The organism is Clostridium sp. CM028, from assembly GCF_030585565.1.
GTDB lineage: Bacteria > Bacillota > Clostridia > Clostridiales > Clostridiaceae > Clostridium_AD > Clostridium_AD estertheticum_B.
The window spans coordinates 36,907-54,050 of the sequence record NZ_CP077766.1; the positions used below are offsets into that span (position 1 = coordinate 36,907).

General features: G+C 32.5%; 10 protein-coding genes, 1 other RNA gene and 1 riboswitch. Of the genes, 10 read left to right on the forward strand and 1 reads right to left on the reverse strand.

All coding sequences use genetic code 11. The features are described from left to right. The first annotated feature begins 53 nt into the window (after window positions 1–53). Window positions 54–2,690: a pyruvate, phosphate dikinase gene (gene ppdK / locus KTC94_RS00195; protein ID WP_220319469.1), complete on the forward strand. Its 2,637-nt coding sequence runs from the start codon at window positions 54–56 to the stop codon at window positions 2,688–2,690. Between the two features lie 88 nt (window positions 2,691–2,778). Here ppdK and KTC94_RS00200 read toward each other — a convergent pair whose 3' ends face one another. Next, a complete protein-coding gene (locus KTC94_RS00200; protein ID WP_216303972.1) occupies window positions 2,779–3,843 on the reverse strand; it encodes a CotS family spore coat protein in 1,065 nt (354 codons plus the stop codon). Between the two features lie 181 nt (window positions 3,844–4,024). On the opposite strand from KTC94_RS00200, the gene KTC94_RS00205 reads away from it, so the two are divergent. From KTC94_RS00205 to KTC94_RS00245, 9 genes are all read left to right on the forward strand, one after another. Beyond that, a complete protein-coding gene (locus KTC94_RS00205) occupies window positions 4,025–5,053 on the forward strand; it encodes a deoxyguanosinetriphosphate triphosphohydrolase (protein ID WP_220319470.1) in 1,029 nt (342 codons plus the stop codon). Window positions 5,054–5,276: 223 nt separating this feature from the next. Beyond that, window positions 5,277–7,046 carry a DNA primase gene (gene dnaG / locus KTC94_RS00210; protein WP_220319471.1) on the forward strand — a complete coding sequence of 590 codons (1,770 nt, stop codon included), beginning with the start codon at window positions 5,277–5,279 and terminating at the stop codon, window positions 7,044–7,046. Between the two features lie 22 nt (window positions 7,047–7,068). Continuing rightward, window positions 7,069–8,166 (forward strand): RNA polymerase sigma factor RpoD, encoded by a 1,098-nt coding sequence (gene rpoD / locus KTC94_RS00215; protein ID WP_165414745.1) that lies wholly within the window; start codon window positions 7,069–7,071, stop codon window positions 8,164–8,166. Between the two features lie 119 nt (window positions 8,167–8,285). Next, window positions 8,286–9,173 (forward strand): PH domain-containing protein, encoded by an 888-nt coding sequence (locus tag KTC94_RS00220; protein ID WP_216303975.1) that lies wholly within the window; start codon window positions 8,286–8,288, stop codon window positions 9,171–9,173. 11 nt (window positions 9,174–9,184) lie between these two features. Beyond that, entirely contained in the window at window positions 9,185–9,874 is a 690-nt protein-coding gene (locus tag KTC94_RS00225; protein WP_216303976.1) for a class I SAM-dependent methyltransferase, read from the forward strand. Further along, the gene (locus tag KTC94_RS00230) at window positions 9,865–10,680 is read left to right on the forward strand and encodes a Nif3-like dinuclear metal center hexameric protein (protein WP_220319472.1); all 816 of its coding nucleotides are present in this window, start codon (window positions 9,865–9,867) and stop codon (window positions 10,678–10,680) included. The genes KTC94_RS00225 and KTC94_RS00230 overlap by 10 nt, the downstream gene beginning before the upstream one ends. Before the next feature lie 52 nt (window positions 10,681–10,732). Further along, window positions 10,733–11,118: RNase P RNA component class A (gene rnpB / locus KTC94_RS00235), an RNA gene on the forward strand. Window positions 11,119–11,296: 178 nt separating this feature from the next. Continuing rightward, window positions 11,297–11,426, forward strand: a riboswitch (glycine riboswitch). Window positions 11,427–11,570: 144 nt separating this feature from the next. Next, window positions 11,571–12,914: a sodium:alanine symporter family protein gene (locus tag KTC94_RS00240; RefSeq protein ID WP_220319473.1), complete on the forward strand. Its 1,344-nt coding sequence runs from the start codon at window positions 11,571–11,573 to the stop codon at window positions 12,912–12,914. Between the two features lie 293 nt (window positions 12,915–13,207). Then, the gene (locus KTC94_RS00245) at window positions 13,208–17,002 is read left to right on the forward strand and encodes a phosphoribosylformylglycinamidine synthase (protein ID WP_220319474.1); all 3,795 of its coding nucleotides are present in this window, start codon (window positions 13,208–13,210) and stop codon (window positions 17,000–17,002) included. Window positions 17,003–17,144 lie beyond the last annotated feature (142 nt).

Sequence of the window (17,144 nt, forward strand, 5' to 3'; positions counted from 1 at the left end):
TGGTATATTTATATACTAATTATCATATATAATTTAGAAGGAGTTGGGTTAAAATGGAAAACAGAAAATATGTATACTTATTTAGTGAAGGTAATATGTCAATGAAAAACCTTTTAGGTGGGAAAGGTGCAAATCTTGCAGATATGACAAGTCTTGGGATTCCAGTTCCACAGGGATTCACAGTAACTACAGAAGCTTGTAATAAATACTATGAAGATGGTCAATTGATCGCATCCGAGATTATTCAAGAAATTCATGCTAAAATGGCTGAACTTGAAAACATTACAGGAAAGAAGTTTGGAAGTTTAGAAAATCCATTACTTGTATCAGTTAGATCTGGGGCAAGAGCATCGATGCCTGGTATGATGGATACGATCTTAAATCTTGGATTAAATGATGATACAGTAGAAGTTATGGCAAAATTAACGAATAATCCAAGATTTGCTTATGACTCTTACAGAAGGTTTATCCAAATGTTTGCTGATGTTGTTATGAATATTGAAAAAAGAAACTTTGAAAACATGATGGATAAAATGAAAGAAGAAAAAGGCGTAAAATTTGATACAGAATTAGATGCGAGTGACCTAAAAGAATTAGTTAAACAATTTAAAGAATTCTACAAAGAATATAAACGTGAAGAATTTCCAAGTGATCCTAAAAGTCAGTTAATAGAGGCTGTTTCGGCAGTATTTAGATCATGGGATAATCCTCGTGCAAATGTATATAGAAGATTAAATGATATTCCAGGAAATTGGGGAACTGCGGTAAGCGTTCAAGAAATGGTATTTGGTAACAAAGGAGAAACATCAGGAACGGGTGTTGCTTTCTCAAGAAATCCATCTACAGGAGAAAAAAGAATATATGCTGAGTACTTAATGAATGCACAAGGGGAAGACGTTGTTGCAGGGATAAGAACACCACAAGATATATCACAACTTGAAAAAGATATGCCAAAAGTATATGAAGAATTCATGGGAATTGTTAAGACCCTCGAAACTCACCACAAAGATATGCAAGATATGGAGTTTACAATAGAAGATGGAAAATTATACTTTTTACAAACAAGAAACGGTAAGAGAACGGTGCAAGCCGCATTAAAAATTGCGGTAGAACTCGTTGAAGAAGGAATGTTATCAAAGAAAGAAGCTATAATGAAGGTTGAGCCAAAACAACTAGATACATTACTCCACCCTAACTTTGATGCAAAAGAATTAAAGAAAGCTATAGTAATAGCTAAAGGCTTACCAGCATCTCCTGGAGCTGCCTGTGGAAAAGTTTACTTTACGGCTGAAGATGCAAAAATTAAACATGAAGCTGGAAATAAAGTTATCCTTGTAAGGCTTGAGACCTCACCAGAAGACATCGAAGGTATGGTTGCTGCAGAAGGTATCTTAACAGTGAGAGGTGGAATGACATCGCACGCTGCGGTTGTTGCAAGAGGAATGGGGACTTGTTGTGTTGCTGGATGCTCAGACTTAAAAGTTAATGAAGAAGCTAAGAGTTTCCAAATTGGACAAACGATATATAATGAAGGCGACTTTATTTCAATGGATGGAAGTACAGGAAATGTATACGCTGGAACAATTAAAACGGTTGAGCCTGAAATAAATGGTTATTTTGAAATATTTATGGGCTGGGCTGATGAAATAAGAAGATTAAAAGTTAGAACTAATGCCGACACTCCAAGGGATGCTGCTCAAGCAGTTAAATATGGAGCTGAGGGTATAGGACTATGTAGAACAGAGCATATGTTCTTTGATGCCGATAGAATAATGGTTATAAGAGAAATGATTGTTGCTAAAGATGAAGATTCAAGAAGATTGGCATTACAAAAATTATTACCAATGCAAAGAGAGGACTTTATAGGAATCTATGAAGAAGTTGAAGAAAGACCAACTACAATCAGATTTTTAGATCCACCGCTACATGAATTTTTACCGCATGCTGATGAAGATATAAAAGAATTAGCAAGAGACATGGGAATAACTTTTGCAGAGTTAAAAGCTACTGTTGAATCATTGCATGAAGTTAACCCAATGATGGGACATAGAGGATGCAGACTTGCAGTATCATATCCTGAGATAGCTGAGATGCAAACTAGATCGGTTATTGAAGCAGCTATAGATGTTAAAACTAGAAAAGGATACAATATTGTTCCAGAAATAATGATTCCTTTAGTTGGGGAAGTTAGAGAATTAAAATATGTTAAAGATATAGTAGTAAGGGTAGCTGATCAAATCATAGCTGAGTCAGGCATTGATTTAAAATACATGGTTGGTACAATGATTGAAATACCAAGAGCCGCACTTACAGCTGATTTAATAGCAAAAGAAGCAGATTTCTTCTCATTTGGAACTAATGACTTAACGCAAATGACTTTTGGATTTTCAAGAGATGATGCTGGAAACTTCTTAAAACATTACTATGAAAAGAAAGTTTATGAATTTGATCCATTCCAAAAATTAGATCAAACAGGAGTAGGCAAACTCGTCAAAATGGCAGCTGATCTTGGCCGAGAGGCTAATCCGGGTATAAAACTTGGGATATGTGGAGAACATGGTGGAGATCCATCTTCTGTTGAATTCTGTCATAATGTAGGACTTGATTATGTATCATGTTCACCATTTAGGGTTCCGGTTGCAAGACTTGCAGCGGCTCAGGCTGAAATAAATAATCCGAGAAAAAAATAATATTTAAATGTAATTAATCAATTAAAAGTAAAAAGCCACTGCAAAGCAGTGGCTTTTTACTTTTAACAGAATTAAAATATCAAATTTATTATGTTATTTTAAATTTACTTTTAATATACGTTTTAAACTTTTCAACAAAATCTAATTGATATTCATTATTGTTAGTTGCGTTATCTAGCAGGCGTAAGAAGGCTTTTTTATTACATTTGTTAATATTACCATAATAATCTCTTGATATTTTCCAATATCTTTGGGGGAAAGCCAAATAAACAAAAATATATTTGTAATCATCCAAGGTTAAAGGTAGGATTTTATCATATAATTCTAAAAAATTTATTGCTAGCTCTAAATCCCATTTTGTACTATCTCTTTTCAGTAGGCGCCTTAAACAATAGGAAATATCATGGGCGCAAAAGTCATTTCTACATTTATCAAAATCAATTACCCATATTTCATTATTAGTATCAAATATAATATTTTTATTAACATAGTCAAGGTGGCATAATGATTTTGTAAGATTATTGGGGTTGATATCATAAGCAATGTTTGCAGAATATTTAGCTAGCTTACTACTTGTTTCAAAATGATTAAGATATAGATTTGAAAAGGCATCATTATATTTATAAGCCAAATTAGAGGAATTAAGAAGGCCTTCATAGTGTTTATATATGGAAGGGCTCAAAGGGCTAAAGTCCTCTTTTATGGAACTTCCATATATAGGCATAAAGTTAATGCTGACTTTATGCATATTTGCAAGGTTGGTACTACATAATAGAATATGATTAATATTATCATAATCACATTTTATACCATTAATCCAGGGGGTGAGTATAAATAACATATTATTATAGTTTACAAATCTGTTATTTGTGTTTGTAGGAAGTATGCGAGGTACATGGATATTATTTCTGTATAACCATTCTATAGCTGAGTATACAAATAATAAATCGTTTATAGAATAATAAACTTTTTTTAAACAATAGCATTTACCAAAGTCTTGCACTTTATATACAGCCCTTTGTTTATCTGTATCTTTAAATTTGATTTGCGTGATATCAGCATTAGTTAAGTTATATTGAGGCAGAATGTGTCTTTTTACATTTTCGGCAGACAATAAATTTATGTTATTAAAGTTTTTAGCCGTAGATGGCATCTTAACACTCCTAAAAAATTATTACATTATTAGGATATTAATAAAACTTTAATATTATACATTTAACATTAAAAAAGGGAAATTAATTTGATTCGTAGAATACTAACTAAAGCGTCTTTAAAAAATAATATGCATACTTATCAACCGTTTTTAGAAGATGCCTAAATTTAGGAGGAAAACCATGGATATTCGCAAAAAAATAGAAACTAATGAAGGTAATAGCATTATACGATATGGGGCGTTATCTCTAAACTCAAAAGGAAGGAAAGTATTAGAGGATAAGGATGAGGTAAGAACCTGTTATATGGTGGATAGAGATAGGATAATACATAGTAAATCATTTAGAAGATTGAAGCATAAAACTCAAGTATACATAAAGACTAGTAGTGATCACTATAGAACAAGATTAACACATACCTTAGAAGTTGCACAGATAGCTAAAACTATAGGGAGAGGCATAGGCTTAAATGAAGATTTAATAGAAGCTATAGCAATGGGTCACGATATAGGGCACGTACCTTTTGCTCATAATGGTGAAGAGGTGCTTAATGATATTTTGCCACAAGGATTTAGGCACAATGAAAATAGTATTAGAGTTTTAACGAAAATTGAAAAATTAGGTGCTGGTCTTAATTTGAGCGCGGAAGTGCTAGATGGAATTCTCAATCATAGTGGGTTTTCTTCTAAAATTGGAAAGGCTTCAACACTTGAAGGTCAGGTTGTTAGGTATAGTGACAAGATTGCATACGTAAATCATGATATAGACGATTCTATAAGAGCAGGATTGTTAACTGAAGCAATGCTACCTCCAGGTGCTATTGAAGTATTAGGGGCAAATCATGGCAAGCGAATAGATACTTTAGTTAAAGACTGTATTTATAACACCATAAATAACTTAGATATAGGGGATATAGGTATATCACTTAGTGAAGGTGTTGGAAGTGCATTGGGTGAATTAAGAAATTTTATGTTTGAAAATATATACAAAGGTGAAATCTTAAAGGCAGAAAGACAAAAATCACAATTTGTGGTAACGCATGTATTTAAACATTACTATAATAATCCACTGGCTATGCCGGACTTTTATAAAAGCATAGTTAAGTATGAAGGTCTACATATAGGAGTAGCAGATTATATTTCTGGTATGAGTGATGACTATTGTTTAATGCTTTTTAATGATTTATATGTGCCTAGGGTTGTTATTTATTAAAATATGATAGAAACAAATATTGGGTTTGGAAAACATATTAATATAAAATTTATAAATAAAAAATAAAAAATACAAATATTGAAGGAAATTTGTGTTTTATAAAGAATATAGTATAAGCAAACATAATTTTTTTTAAAAAAAATGATTTTAAAGAAGGATAATACACTTTTTTGTCGAATAAAATTATATTGTGAACTTATATAAGTAAGGTGGTAATAATCTATTGATTGCTGAAGATGTTATCCGAAAAATTAAGGAACAAAATGATATTGTGGATGTAATATCTGAAAGGGTTAAACTTAAGAAAGCGGGGCGAAATTATATTGGTCTTTGTCCTTTTCATAATGAGAAGAGTCCTTCTTTCACAGTGTCTGAGGAAAAGCAAATTTATAAATGCTTTGGATGTGGTGAAGCTGGGAATGTAATTAGTTATATTATGAAGGATAGGAATGTAAATTTTCCTGAAGCAGCAAGGGTACTCGCCGAGAGAGCTAACATTAGTATAGAAATGGACAATGAGGAAAATAATGTTCAAAAAGACATGTATAAAAAAATGTACAATATTAATGTAGCAGCGGCTAGGTATTTTTATGACAATTTAAGAAAGGACAAGAAGGCTGAAACATATTTCTTAAACCGAGGAATTACGGAAGTTACTATGAAAAAATTTGGTTTAGGGTTTTCGTTTGATAAATGGGATGGATTGTTATTATACCTGAAAAGGAAAGGCTACTCCGAATTAGATTTACTTAGTATAGGATTAATTATTAAAAGTCCTAAAAATTCCTATTATGATAGGTTTAGAAATAGAATAATGTTTCCTGTGTTTGATTATAAAGGCAGCGTCATCGGATTTGGAGGAAGGGTTTTAGATGATTCAAAACCTAAATATTTAAATTCACCTGAGACACCATTATTTCATAAGGGGCTACATCTTTATGGATTGAATTTTGTAATAAAAAATAATAGGTCTCGAACAATAATAATTGTAGAGGGATATATGGATTGTATTTCACTTCATCAATATGGGTTTTCAAATGCCGTTGCGTCCCTGGGGACGGCACTTACTATTAATCAAGCAAAATTATTGAAAAAACATGTAGACAAAGTTATTATTTCATATGATGCTGATGTAGCAGGCCAAGCAGCAACACTAAGGGGCCTTGAGATATTAAGGACTGAAGGTTTTGATTTAAGGGTGCTGATAGTTCCAAAGGATAAGGATCCTGATGAATATATAAAAAACAACGGAAAGCAGGCTTTTCAGAAATTAGTGGATGATGCTCTCCCCTTAATATATTATAGGATTAAAAGAGCAGGTGACGGAATAAATTTTTCGAATAGTGAAATGATAATACAATATGTGAAAAAGGTTACTGAAATTATTGCAGATTTAGATCCTGTCGAAAAAGATGTTTATATAAAAAAGGTTTCTGAGGAAACAGGCATCAAAGAACAGGCAATATATGACCTACTAAGTGACGAAATCAACAAAAATGCAAAAAAAACCAAAAAAATGAATATGCAACAAGATTTTGGACAAAAATTATACTTAGAGCCAGCTTATATTAAGGCTGAAAGAAATTTGTTGAAATTTATGTTTATAAATGAAGAAAATTGTAATTATATCACAGAAAACTTGGACCTAGAACAATTGGTACTTCAAAGTCATAAAAGTATATATACATTAATTGTTAAATATAAAAACTTAACAAAAGATGAAAAAACTAAAAAAATTGAATTTATATGTAATGATATAGAATGTACAAAAGAGTGGATAAATACTTTGGAAATTGAATTTTCAGGAGATGAAGAGGATCATAAAAAACTTATAAATGACTGCATTAAAGAACTTAAAAAATTCAAGTTAGAGGAGTCGAAAAAAGAAATTATGAATAAAATCAAACAATATGAATCAAAAGGTTTGCTAGAAGAATCTATACAATTAGCCCAAAAACTTATAGAAATGCAAAAAGATCTAAAACAATTATAGTAATTTGAAAGGAGGTAATATGATGAAGGATAAAAGTTCGAAAATGACTATAGTCAAAAAACTTATGGAAAAAGGGAAGAAAAAAGGATCTTTAACTTATAAAGAAATAATGGAAGAACTTTATGAGATAGATTTAAGTCCAGAACAAATAGAAAAGGTTTATGAAGTTTTAGAATCAATGGAGATAGAGGTTATTGGTGATATGCATCAAGCTGCTGCGCCTGCGACTGGAGCTCAAGCTGAAACTGAACCAGAAACTGAAGAACTGGATGTTAGCATACCCGAAGGCGTATCTATAGACGACCCTGTTAGGATGTATTTAAAAGAAATTGGAAAAGTTGCTTTATTATCATCAAGTGAGGAAATTGATCTTGCTAAAAGAAATGAAGAAGGAGATCTAGCTGCTAAGAAAAAACTAGCAGAGGCTAATTTAAGACTCGTGGTAAGTATAGCTAAAAGATATGTTGGTCGCGGAATGTTATTTTTAGATCTTATTCAAGAAGGTAATTTAGGACTAATAAAAGCCGTAGAAAAATATGATTATAGAAAAGGCTTTAAATTTAGTACTTATGCTACATGGTGGATTAGACAGGCAATAACTAGAGCAATAGCCGACCAAGCAAGAACTATAAGGATACCTGTACATATGGTTGAAACTATAAATAAGCTTATTAGAGTTTCAAGGCAATTGCTACAAGAACTTGGACGTGAACCCCAACCGGATGAAGTTGCTGAAAAAATGGAAATGCCTGTAGCAAAAGTTAGAGAAATTATGAAAATTGCACAAGAGCCAGTATCGCTAGAGACTCCTATAGGTGAAGAAGAAGATAGTCATTTAGGCGATTTTATTCCTGATGATGATGCTCTTGCACCAGCAGAAGCTGCTGCATTTACAATGTTAAAAGAGCAATTAATCAACGTTTTAGATACTTTGACTCCTAGAGAAGAAAAGGTTTTAAGATTAAGATTTGGACTAGATGATGGAAGGGCAAGGACCCTCGAGGAAGTTGGAAAAGAGTTTAATGTAACTCGTGAAAGAATTAGACAAATTGAAGCAAAGGCTTTACGTAAATTAAGGCACCCAAGTAGAAGTAAAAAACTAAAAGATTACTTAGATTAGAACAGTATACTTAAGAAAACACCTTATTTAAGGTGTTTTTTCTACTCCATGTAGAATCATGTATGAATATTTACAAGGTCGGTTTAAATATGCTATAATATGCTTTAGAAGGTGATTAAATGGGAAAGTACATATCAAAGAGGGGACGCGGTTTAGGGTTTATTTTGCTCACGACTGCATTATATAATATATTAATATTAATAGTGCTCAGGTTTACTAATTCATACATCGTAGTTAGTTTATTAAAGGTCTTATTAGTGTCTTGTAATATATATCAAGGATATTACATCTTGCTTTATGCATCACTTAAATGTACTATTGATGACGAAAATCTTAAAATTTATGCTGTTGGATCATTAAAAAAAATAATTATACCATTAAATGAAATTGGAGGATACACTATCTCAACTGGTACAATTGAGGGGGTTAAGCTTAATGGTATAGCTACTAATAATTTTGCAATGGGTAGATTTGTAATTGAAAAAATAGGAATGTGTAGAATGTTTGTTACAAATAATAAAAATGTTTTTTACATAAAAACTAAAAACATGAATTATGCAGTTTCGCCTCTAGATTATAAAAAATTTGAGGAAACTTTAATACATCATGATATACATGTGGTAGAGTGGAAATATAAAGTAAATAATAGCTATAATCTTCATAAAGACAAGCACTTCATTTTACCTTTAATGGGTGTAAGTATAATAATAATAATATTAACCTTAAATCCACTTATATTATATTTGAAACGTAATATACCTAATATTATGCCCTTAAACTTTGATGCGAATTTTAATCCAATACAAATGGGGACAGGCAAACAATTTGCATTTACTCAGATGATTTACGGGGTATTAAATATGGCGTTGCTTTTTTGTATGTATTATGCAAGTTATTTTTGCGCAAAACATGATAGGAAATCAGCATATAAATATATTTATATGGCACTAATTGTGGCAATGATATTTTTAATATTGCAGTTTAAAATATTAATAAATTTTAGATAAGGATGAGAGATATGGAGCTTAGTATAAGATTAAAATGGATTGCAAGTATGATAGAAGAATGTGATAGTGTTATCGACGTAGGCACGGATCATGGGTATGTTCCTATTAATTTAGTGAAAAATGGTGTAATAAAAAAAGCTATTGCTTCTGATATAAATAAAGGGCCTGTTGAGAAGGCCAAAAATAATATTATTCACAATAATATGCGTGGTCAAATTACTTGTAGACTGGGAAGTGGACTATCTACAGTTGAAAAGGGAGAAGTCCAGGTAGCTATTATTGCAGGAATGGGTGGCAATTTAATAAGAGACATTTTAGAAGCTGACTTAGATGTTGTTAAACAATTTAATTATATGATACTTCAGCCAGTTCAAAATGCTGAGGTTTTGAGAGAATATTTATATGTCGCTGGGTATGATATCCTTGATGAAGAAATTTGCAATGATGATGGTAGGTTTTATGAAATTATCAAGGCAAGGTATAATACTAAACCAGTAGAAGTAGACAGTATATATTACGAGATAAGTAAAATATTATTAGATAAAAAACAATTAGTAATGCAAAAATTTATAGAATATAAGTTGCAAAAATATTCAAAAATATATGATACTTTAAATGAAGATACAATTTTATCTAAAAATAGAAAACAACAACTTTATCTTGTTATAATACGGCTTAAGGAGTTTTTGAAATGCTTTTAAAAGTAAGTACTATTGAGCATATTATGCAGCAGGTTGCTCCACATATACTAAAAGAGGATTATGATAATGTGGGATTAATGGTTGGGGACAAAGATGCGCAGGTTACAAAAATTTTAATTGCATTAGATTGTACAATGGACGTAATTCGCGAGGCAAAGAATAAGGGGTGCAATTTTATATTGACTCATCATCCTCTTCTTTTTGTTAAACCCAAAACTATTACCACAGACACTTTAGTAGGAAAAAAAATTATTGAGCTAATTGTGAATGGTATAAATGTATATGCTAGTCATACAAATTTAGATTCAGTTAAAGGCGGACTTAATGATATTGTCACAGAAATTTTAGGGTTTACTAATTATAAGGTAATAGAGAATTCAACAATTCAAGGGTATAATAATGGTGATAATGGTATTGGAAGGCTAGTGATTCTGGATACCCCAATTTTATTAATGCCCTTATGTGAAAAGGTTAAAGAACTTTTAAATACTGAGTATATTAGGTATGCAGGCGACCATAATAAAGTAATAAAAACCATTGCGATTATAAATGGCAGTGGAGAAGACTTTTTTGAGGAGAGCATAAAATTGGGTGCAGATTGCATTATTACAGGAGATACTAAATACCATCATGTTAGTGATTTATTAGAAGAAAACATAGCGCTGATTGATGCTGGGCATTTTGCAACTGAGTGGACACCACTCATAATATTTGCAGAAAAGTTCAAAAATCAACTGATAGAAAATGGATATGACAATGAGGTTATAATTTCTAAAAATACACATGATCCATATAAAGTTAAGTAATAATAAAAATACTATTTGCTTTTATTTTAATAGTATGATATCATTGGTTTTACGAGTAAGCCAGACAATCGCTGCTAATTATTGCGTGCGATAATTAGGAGAGGAAAGTCCGAGCTCCATAGGGCAGGGTGCTGGATAACACCCAGTGAAGGTGACTTTAAGGAAAGTGCAACAGAGATATACCGCTAAAGGCATTCAAAAGTTTAGTTTTTCTAAATTTTTGAATGTACTAGCAAGGATGGAAAGGCGAGGTAAGAGCTCACCAGCGCAATGGCGACTTTGCGGCTATGTAAACCCCACCTGGAGCAAGATCGAATAGGAGAACATTATGAGGCTGCCCGTCTCGTTCTCGGGTGTATCGCTTGAGCCTATTGGTAACAATGGGCCTAGATAGATGATTGTCTAATACAGGACTCGGCTTATAGGCTTAGTCGTACCAAAAAACACTCACTTTACAGTGAGTGTTTTTTTATTGACTAAAAATTCAAAATATGTTATAGTCATGCGAAGTATTACAAATTAATAATTTCGGATGAAGATATTTGGAGAGAGATGTATAACATCCACCGAAGAAGTTAAACTTTCAGGTATCCATTTTTGGAGAAGTACTGATATCGGACGAACCTCTGGAGAGACTTATATAAGCACCGAAGGAGAAAGCTAAACATTATTTAATTACATATTATTTGTATGAAATTTAATAGTGCATTAGTGAAACTCTCAGGTAAAAGGACAGGGTTATTTTCAAGAGGTCATTTTATTTTGATCTCTATTTTTTGTGTGCTTTAAAAAATAATGGTCTCACAGAGTATTAATTGGTATAAATATATTCTTTACACAAGAATTTTTTTATCTGAAAAAATTTTAATAACTAGAAGGAGCGTGTGTTTATGGATTTTTTATCAATTATTAAAGGTATTAACGGTGTTTTGTGGGGGTATGTACTAATATTTTTGTTATGTGGTACTGGAATTTACTTTACAATAACGTTAAAATTTGTTCAAGTAAGAAAATTTAAAGATGCATTTAAAAAGACTTTTGGAGGAGCTAAATTCGGCAATAAAGCAGGAAAAGATGGAATGTCATCCTTTCAAGCCATGACAACTTCAATAGCGGCTCAAGTAGGAACAGGAAATTTAGCAGGAGCCGCAACTGCTATAGCATCAGGAGGACCGGGTGCTATATTCTGGATGTGGCTAAGTGCTTTCTTTGGCATGGCAACTATTTTTGCGGAAGCAGTGCTTGGTCAAAAGTATAAACAGACAGTTGACGGTGAGGTGACGGGAGGACCTGCTTACTATATTAGTAAAGGCCTTGGGAGTAAAAAGTTGGCAGCATTTTTCTCAGTAACTATAATAATTGCATTAGGATTTATAGGGAATATGGTACAATCTAACTCAATAAGTGCAGCAATAAGCCCAAATACCAATATTCGTATAATCATTGGTGTGATAGTTGCAGCATTAGCGGGTATGATTTTTATTGGAGGAGTAGGCCGAATTGCAGCCTTTACTGAAAAAGTAGTTCCGTTTATGGCTATATTTTACATACTGGGTAGTTTAGGAATCATTATAATGAATTTTGCTAATTTAGGACCAGCATTTAAAATGATATTTGTAGGAGCTTTTAACCCTAAAGCGGCTACTGGCGGTTTAATAGGAGTTGGCGTAAAAGAAGCTATGAGATACGGCATTGCAAGAGGTTTATTTTCTAATGAAGCTGGAATGGGGTCAACACCACATGCACACGCAGTTGCAAAAGTTAATCATCCAACTGAGCAGGGACTCGTTGCAATAGTATGTGTATTTATTGATACCTTTATAATTTTAACATTAACTGCACTTGTTATATTAACTACAGGAGCATTAGATGGAAAAACTACTGGTATAGCGTTAACTCAAAAAGCTTTTTCGAATGGTATGGGAAGTCTTGGAGGTCCCTTTGTAGCTATAGCGTTATTTTTCTTTGCTTTTTCTACCATAGTAGCTTGGTATTTTTTTGGAGAGGCAAATGTTAAATACTTATTTGGAAAAAAAGCGTTAACGACATATAGAGGATTGGTTCTTGTATTTATAGTATTAGGAGCAGCTCTAAAGGTTGATCTAGTTTGGGAACTCGCTGATACTTTTAATGGATTAATGGTTATACCGAATTTAATTGCATTATTAGGTCTTGGAGCTTTAGTTAAAAAGACTTTGAAAAATTACGAAAATGATTTTGAAAAGAAAAACTAAATTTTATAATTTTCTTTTTAGAAAAAAACAGGATGGCAGATTTATGCCATCCTGTTTTTTTGTTAGTATTAAAACAATGAAGTATGGAACTACATTAAGATAAGAAATTTCATAATTACTATAATATTATTAAATTTCGTAATTTAATAATATTATAGAAAAATTAAAAACCACTTTATTCTAAAATATGCTTTTATAATTAGATGAAGTATATTATAATGTGATTATAACGAATTATAAAAGAAAATCATTGTTTAATATTCGTATAAATATAAATTTTGGAGGTATTAATCATGAAAGATAAGATATATAGGTTATATGTAGAGAAAAAAGCGAACTATAATGTTGAAGGTGAAAAAAAATTAAGAGATATAAAAATAAATTTAGGTATATCGAACTTGGATGGGCTTAGACTAGTTAATAGATATGATGTTATGGGAATAACCAAGGAGCAGTACCTAATGTCAAGGAATACAATATTTTCAGAACCTACAGTAGATCAGGTTTATGATGAAGAGTTAGATATTCAAAAGTACGATACTGTATTTGCTATTGAATTTTTGCCTGGACAATATGATCAGAGGGCAGATTCAGCTGCTCAATGTATACAAATTTTAACTCAAGAGGATAAACATATAGTTAAAAGTGCAAGAGTTATAGTGTTAAAGGGAAATATTACTAATGACGAACTAAATAAAATTAAAGAGTATTGCATAAATGCCGTAGACTCTAGAGAAACAGGGTTTGATAAACAGAATGATTTACAGCAAAGGTTTAATGAGCCAGAACAAGTAAAAACAGTAGAATCTTTTATTGAGATGAATGATACGGATTTAAAAGAGTTCTTAAAAAGTAATGGACTTGCTATGAGCTTTGAGGATTTGAGATATTGTAGAGATTATTTTAAAGAAACTGAAAAGAGAGACCCATCTATAACGGAGATAAAAGTTATAGATACGTATTGGTCAGATCACTGTAGGCACACAACTTTTAATACTGTAATTGAGGATGTTTACATAGAAGATGGTAAATATTCTAAACCAATTAAGATGGCTTACGCGGAATATTTAAATACTAGAGAGTTTGTTTATGATAAATCAAATAGGGACGTAACACTTATGGATATGGCTGTTATTTCCATGAAAGATTTAAGGAAACAAGGAAAATTAAAGGACCTTGATGTTTCAGACGAAATAAACGCCTGCAGTATAATTGTGGAAGCAGACATTGAAGGAGAGAAGGAAAAGTGGCTAGTAATGTTTAAAAATGAAACCCACAACCACCCTACTGAAATAGAACCTTTTGGTGGTGCAGCTACTTGTCTCGGTGGATCAATAAGAGACCCATTATCAGGTAGAAGTTATGTGTATCAGGCAATGCGTGTTACTGGCTGCGGTGATCCAAGGGCGAAAATTTCAGATACAATAAAAGGCAAACTTCCTCAAAGAAAAATAACCCTTGAAGCTGCTCATGGATTTAGTTCTTATGGAAATCAGATAGGACTTGCTACAGGACTCGTTTCTGAAGTTTATGATGAAGACTTTGTGGCTAAAAGAATGGAAGTAGGGGCAGTTATTGGAGCTGCACCTTATAAGAACGTAGTCCGGGAAAAACCAATGGCATCTGATGTTGTTATACTTCTTGGTGGCAAAACAGGACGTGATGGATGCGGAGGAGCTACGGGGTCATCTAAGCAGCATAGCGAGAGCTCAATACTAACTTCAGGATCAGAAGTTCAAAAGGGTAATGCGCCTACAGAAAGAAAGATTCAAAGATTATTTAGAAATCCAAAGGTTACGACGCTTATAAAAAGATGTAATGATTTTGGTGCAGGCGGAGTATCCGTAGCTATAGGGGAACTCGCAGATTCACTTATAATAAATTTAGACAAAGTCACTAAAAAATACGAGGGCTTAGATGGTACGGAGCTTGCTATATCAGAATCCCAAGAACGTATGGCTGTTGTTGTTAGGCGCGAAGATGCTGTCGTATTTATAAAGCTAGCAGAAGAAGAAAATTTAGAGGCTGTAGTGGTGGCGAAAATAACTGATGATAATAGGCTTAAAATGGTATGGAAGGGAAAAACTATTGTTGATGTGAGTAGAAGTTTCTTAGACACAAATGGAGTTAATCAGCGTATTAATGTAAAAGTAGCAGCACCTAAAGAGAATGAATACTATTTTTCAAAAGATTTAAAATGGAGCGAAGGTAATTTAAAATCAATAAAAGATTTATGGAATTCTAATCTATCAGACTTAAATGTTTGTAGTCAAAAAGGATTAGCTGGGAGGTTTGATAGCACAATAGGAGCAGGAACGGTGTTAATGCCTTTTGGTGGAAAATTTCAGAAAACACCAATTCAGTCCATGGTAGCAAAATTACCTGTACTTCGCGGAGATACAACCACTGGTACAATAATGTCCTATGGGTACAATCCTAAATTATCAAAATGGAGTCCATTCCATGGAGCTGCTTATGCAGTAATAGATTCTGTAACAAAGGTAGTGGCTAGTGGTGCTAATTATGAAAATATTAAACTAACATTTCAAGAGTATTTTGAAAAATTGTCAAAAGAACCGTATAAGTGGGGTAAACCATTTTCATCACTTTTAGGGGCATTACATGTACAAAAACAATTCAGCATAGCGGCTATTGGTGGAAAAGATAGTATGTCAGGTACCTTTAATGATATGAATGTACCGCCAACGCTTATATCCTTTGCTGTCGATGTTATAAATACAGATAAGGTTATATCTCCAGAGTTTAAAAATGGAGATAGTCAGGTTGTTTTAGTTTATGCAAATACTTGTGAAGATGGATTACCTGATTTTGGAGAGCTTCGTCAAAACTATAAATTGGTAAAGAAGTTAATAGATAGTGGCAAGGTGTTATCAACCTATGCAGTAGGGATGGGAGGTCTGTCAGAAGCTATATCAAAAATGTGCTTTGGTAATAAAATAGGATTTGAATTTAAAGAAGATATTCAGGTGGAAAGCATATTTAAAGAGGATTATGGCACCATTGTAATGGAAATAGATAAATGCACGCTTTCAGAGCTAATTAAAGAGAATTTAAATATTAAGATACTTGGGCATACTCAGGTAGAACCATTTATCAAAGTCTTAGGGGAAACTATTAGTCTAGAAGAAGCGTTAAGTAATTGGGAAGGACCTTTAGAAAGTGTATTTAGCACGAAAGTAAATACTAGTAAATTAAATATCAGAAATGATAAAATTTATGCAAGTGTTGAAAATCCAAAATTTAAATCGGCTCCTGCAATTAAAATAGCAAAGCCTAGAGTTATAATTCCTGTGTTTCCGGGTACTAATTGTGAATATGATTCTATGAGAGCCTTTGAAAGGGCTGGAGCTGAAGTGGAAATTATGGTAATAAAGAATCTATCATCAAGGCATATTGAAGAATCTATAAAAGCTATAGCAGAAAAAATAAAAAGCTCTCAAATTGTTATGCTTCCAGGTGGATTCAGTGCTGGTGATGAACCAGATGGGTCTGGTAAATTTATTGCTACATTCTTTAGAAATCCTATAATACGCGAAAGCATACATCAGTTATTAAAAAATAGAGATGGGTTAATGCTCGGAATATGCAATGGCTTTCAAGCCTTAATAAAACTTGGGTTACTGCCCTTTGGTGAAATAACGGATATAACACAAAACAGCCCAACCTTAACGTATAATGAAATTGGTAGACATGTATCTTGCACAGTGCAAACTAAAGTGGTTTCAACCCTGTCTCCTTGGCTTAGTAATTTAAAAGTTGGAGATGTGCATTCAATTCCAGTATCACATGGAGAAGGTAGGTTTGTAGCAAATGAAGAAGTAATTAAAAAATTATTCGCAAGTGGTCAAGTAGCCACTCAATATGTAGACTTCGACGGAATGCCAAGTTATGATATAAACTTTAATCCTAATGGTTCAATGCATGCTATTGAAGGAATCACTAGTTTGGATGGAAGGGTTTTCGGTAAAATGGGTCACTCTGAAAGAGTAGGCGTTAACACTTTAAAAAATATTATTGGTGAGAAGGATCAAAAGATATTTGAGGCAGGAGTAAATTATTTTAAATAAAAGATAAGAAGCAGTAAGGGTACAAATTGTGCCCTTGCTGCTTCTTTTTTATTTTTTTGGAATTCGGATATAAAAAACTAGTTTAACTTAAAAATGCGAACAATTTATTAATGATAGTAATTAAACGTACATATATGTAGAA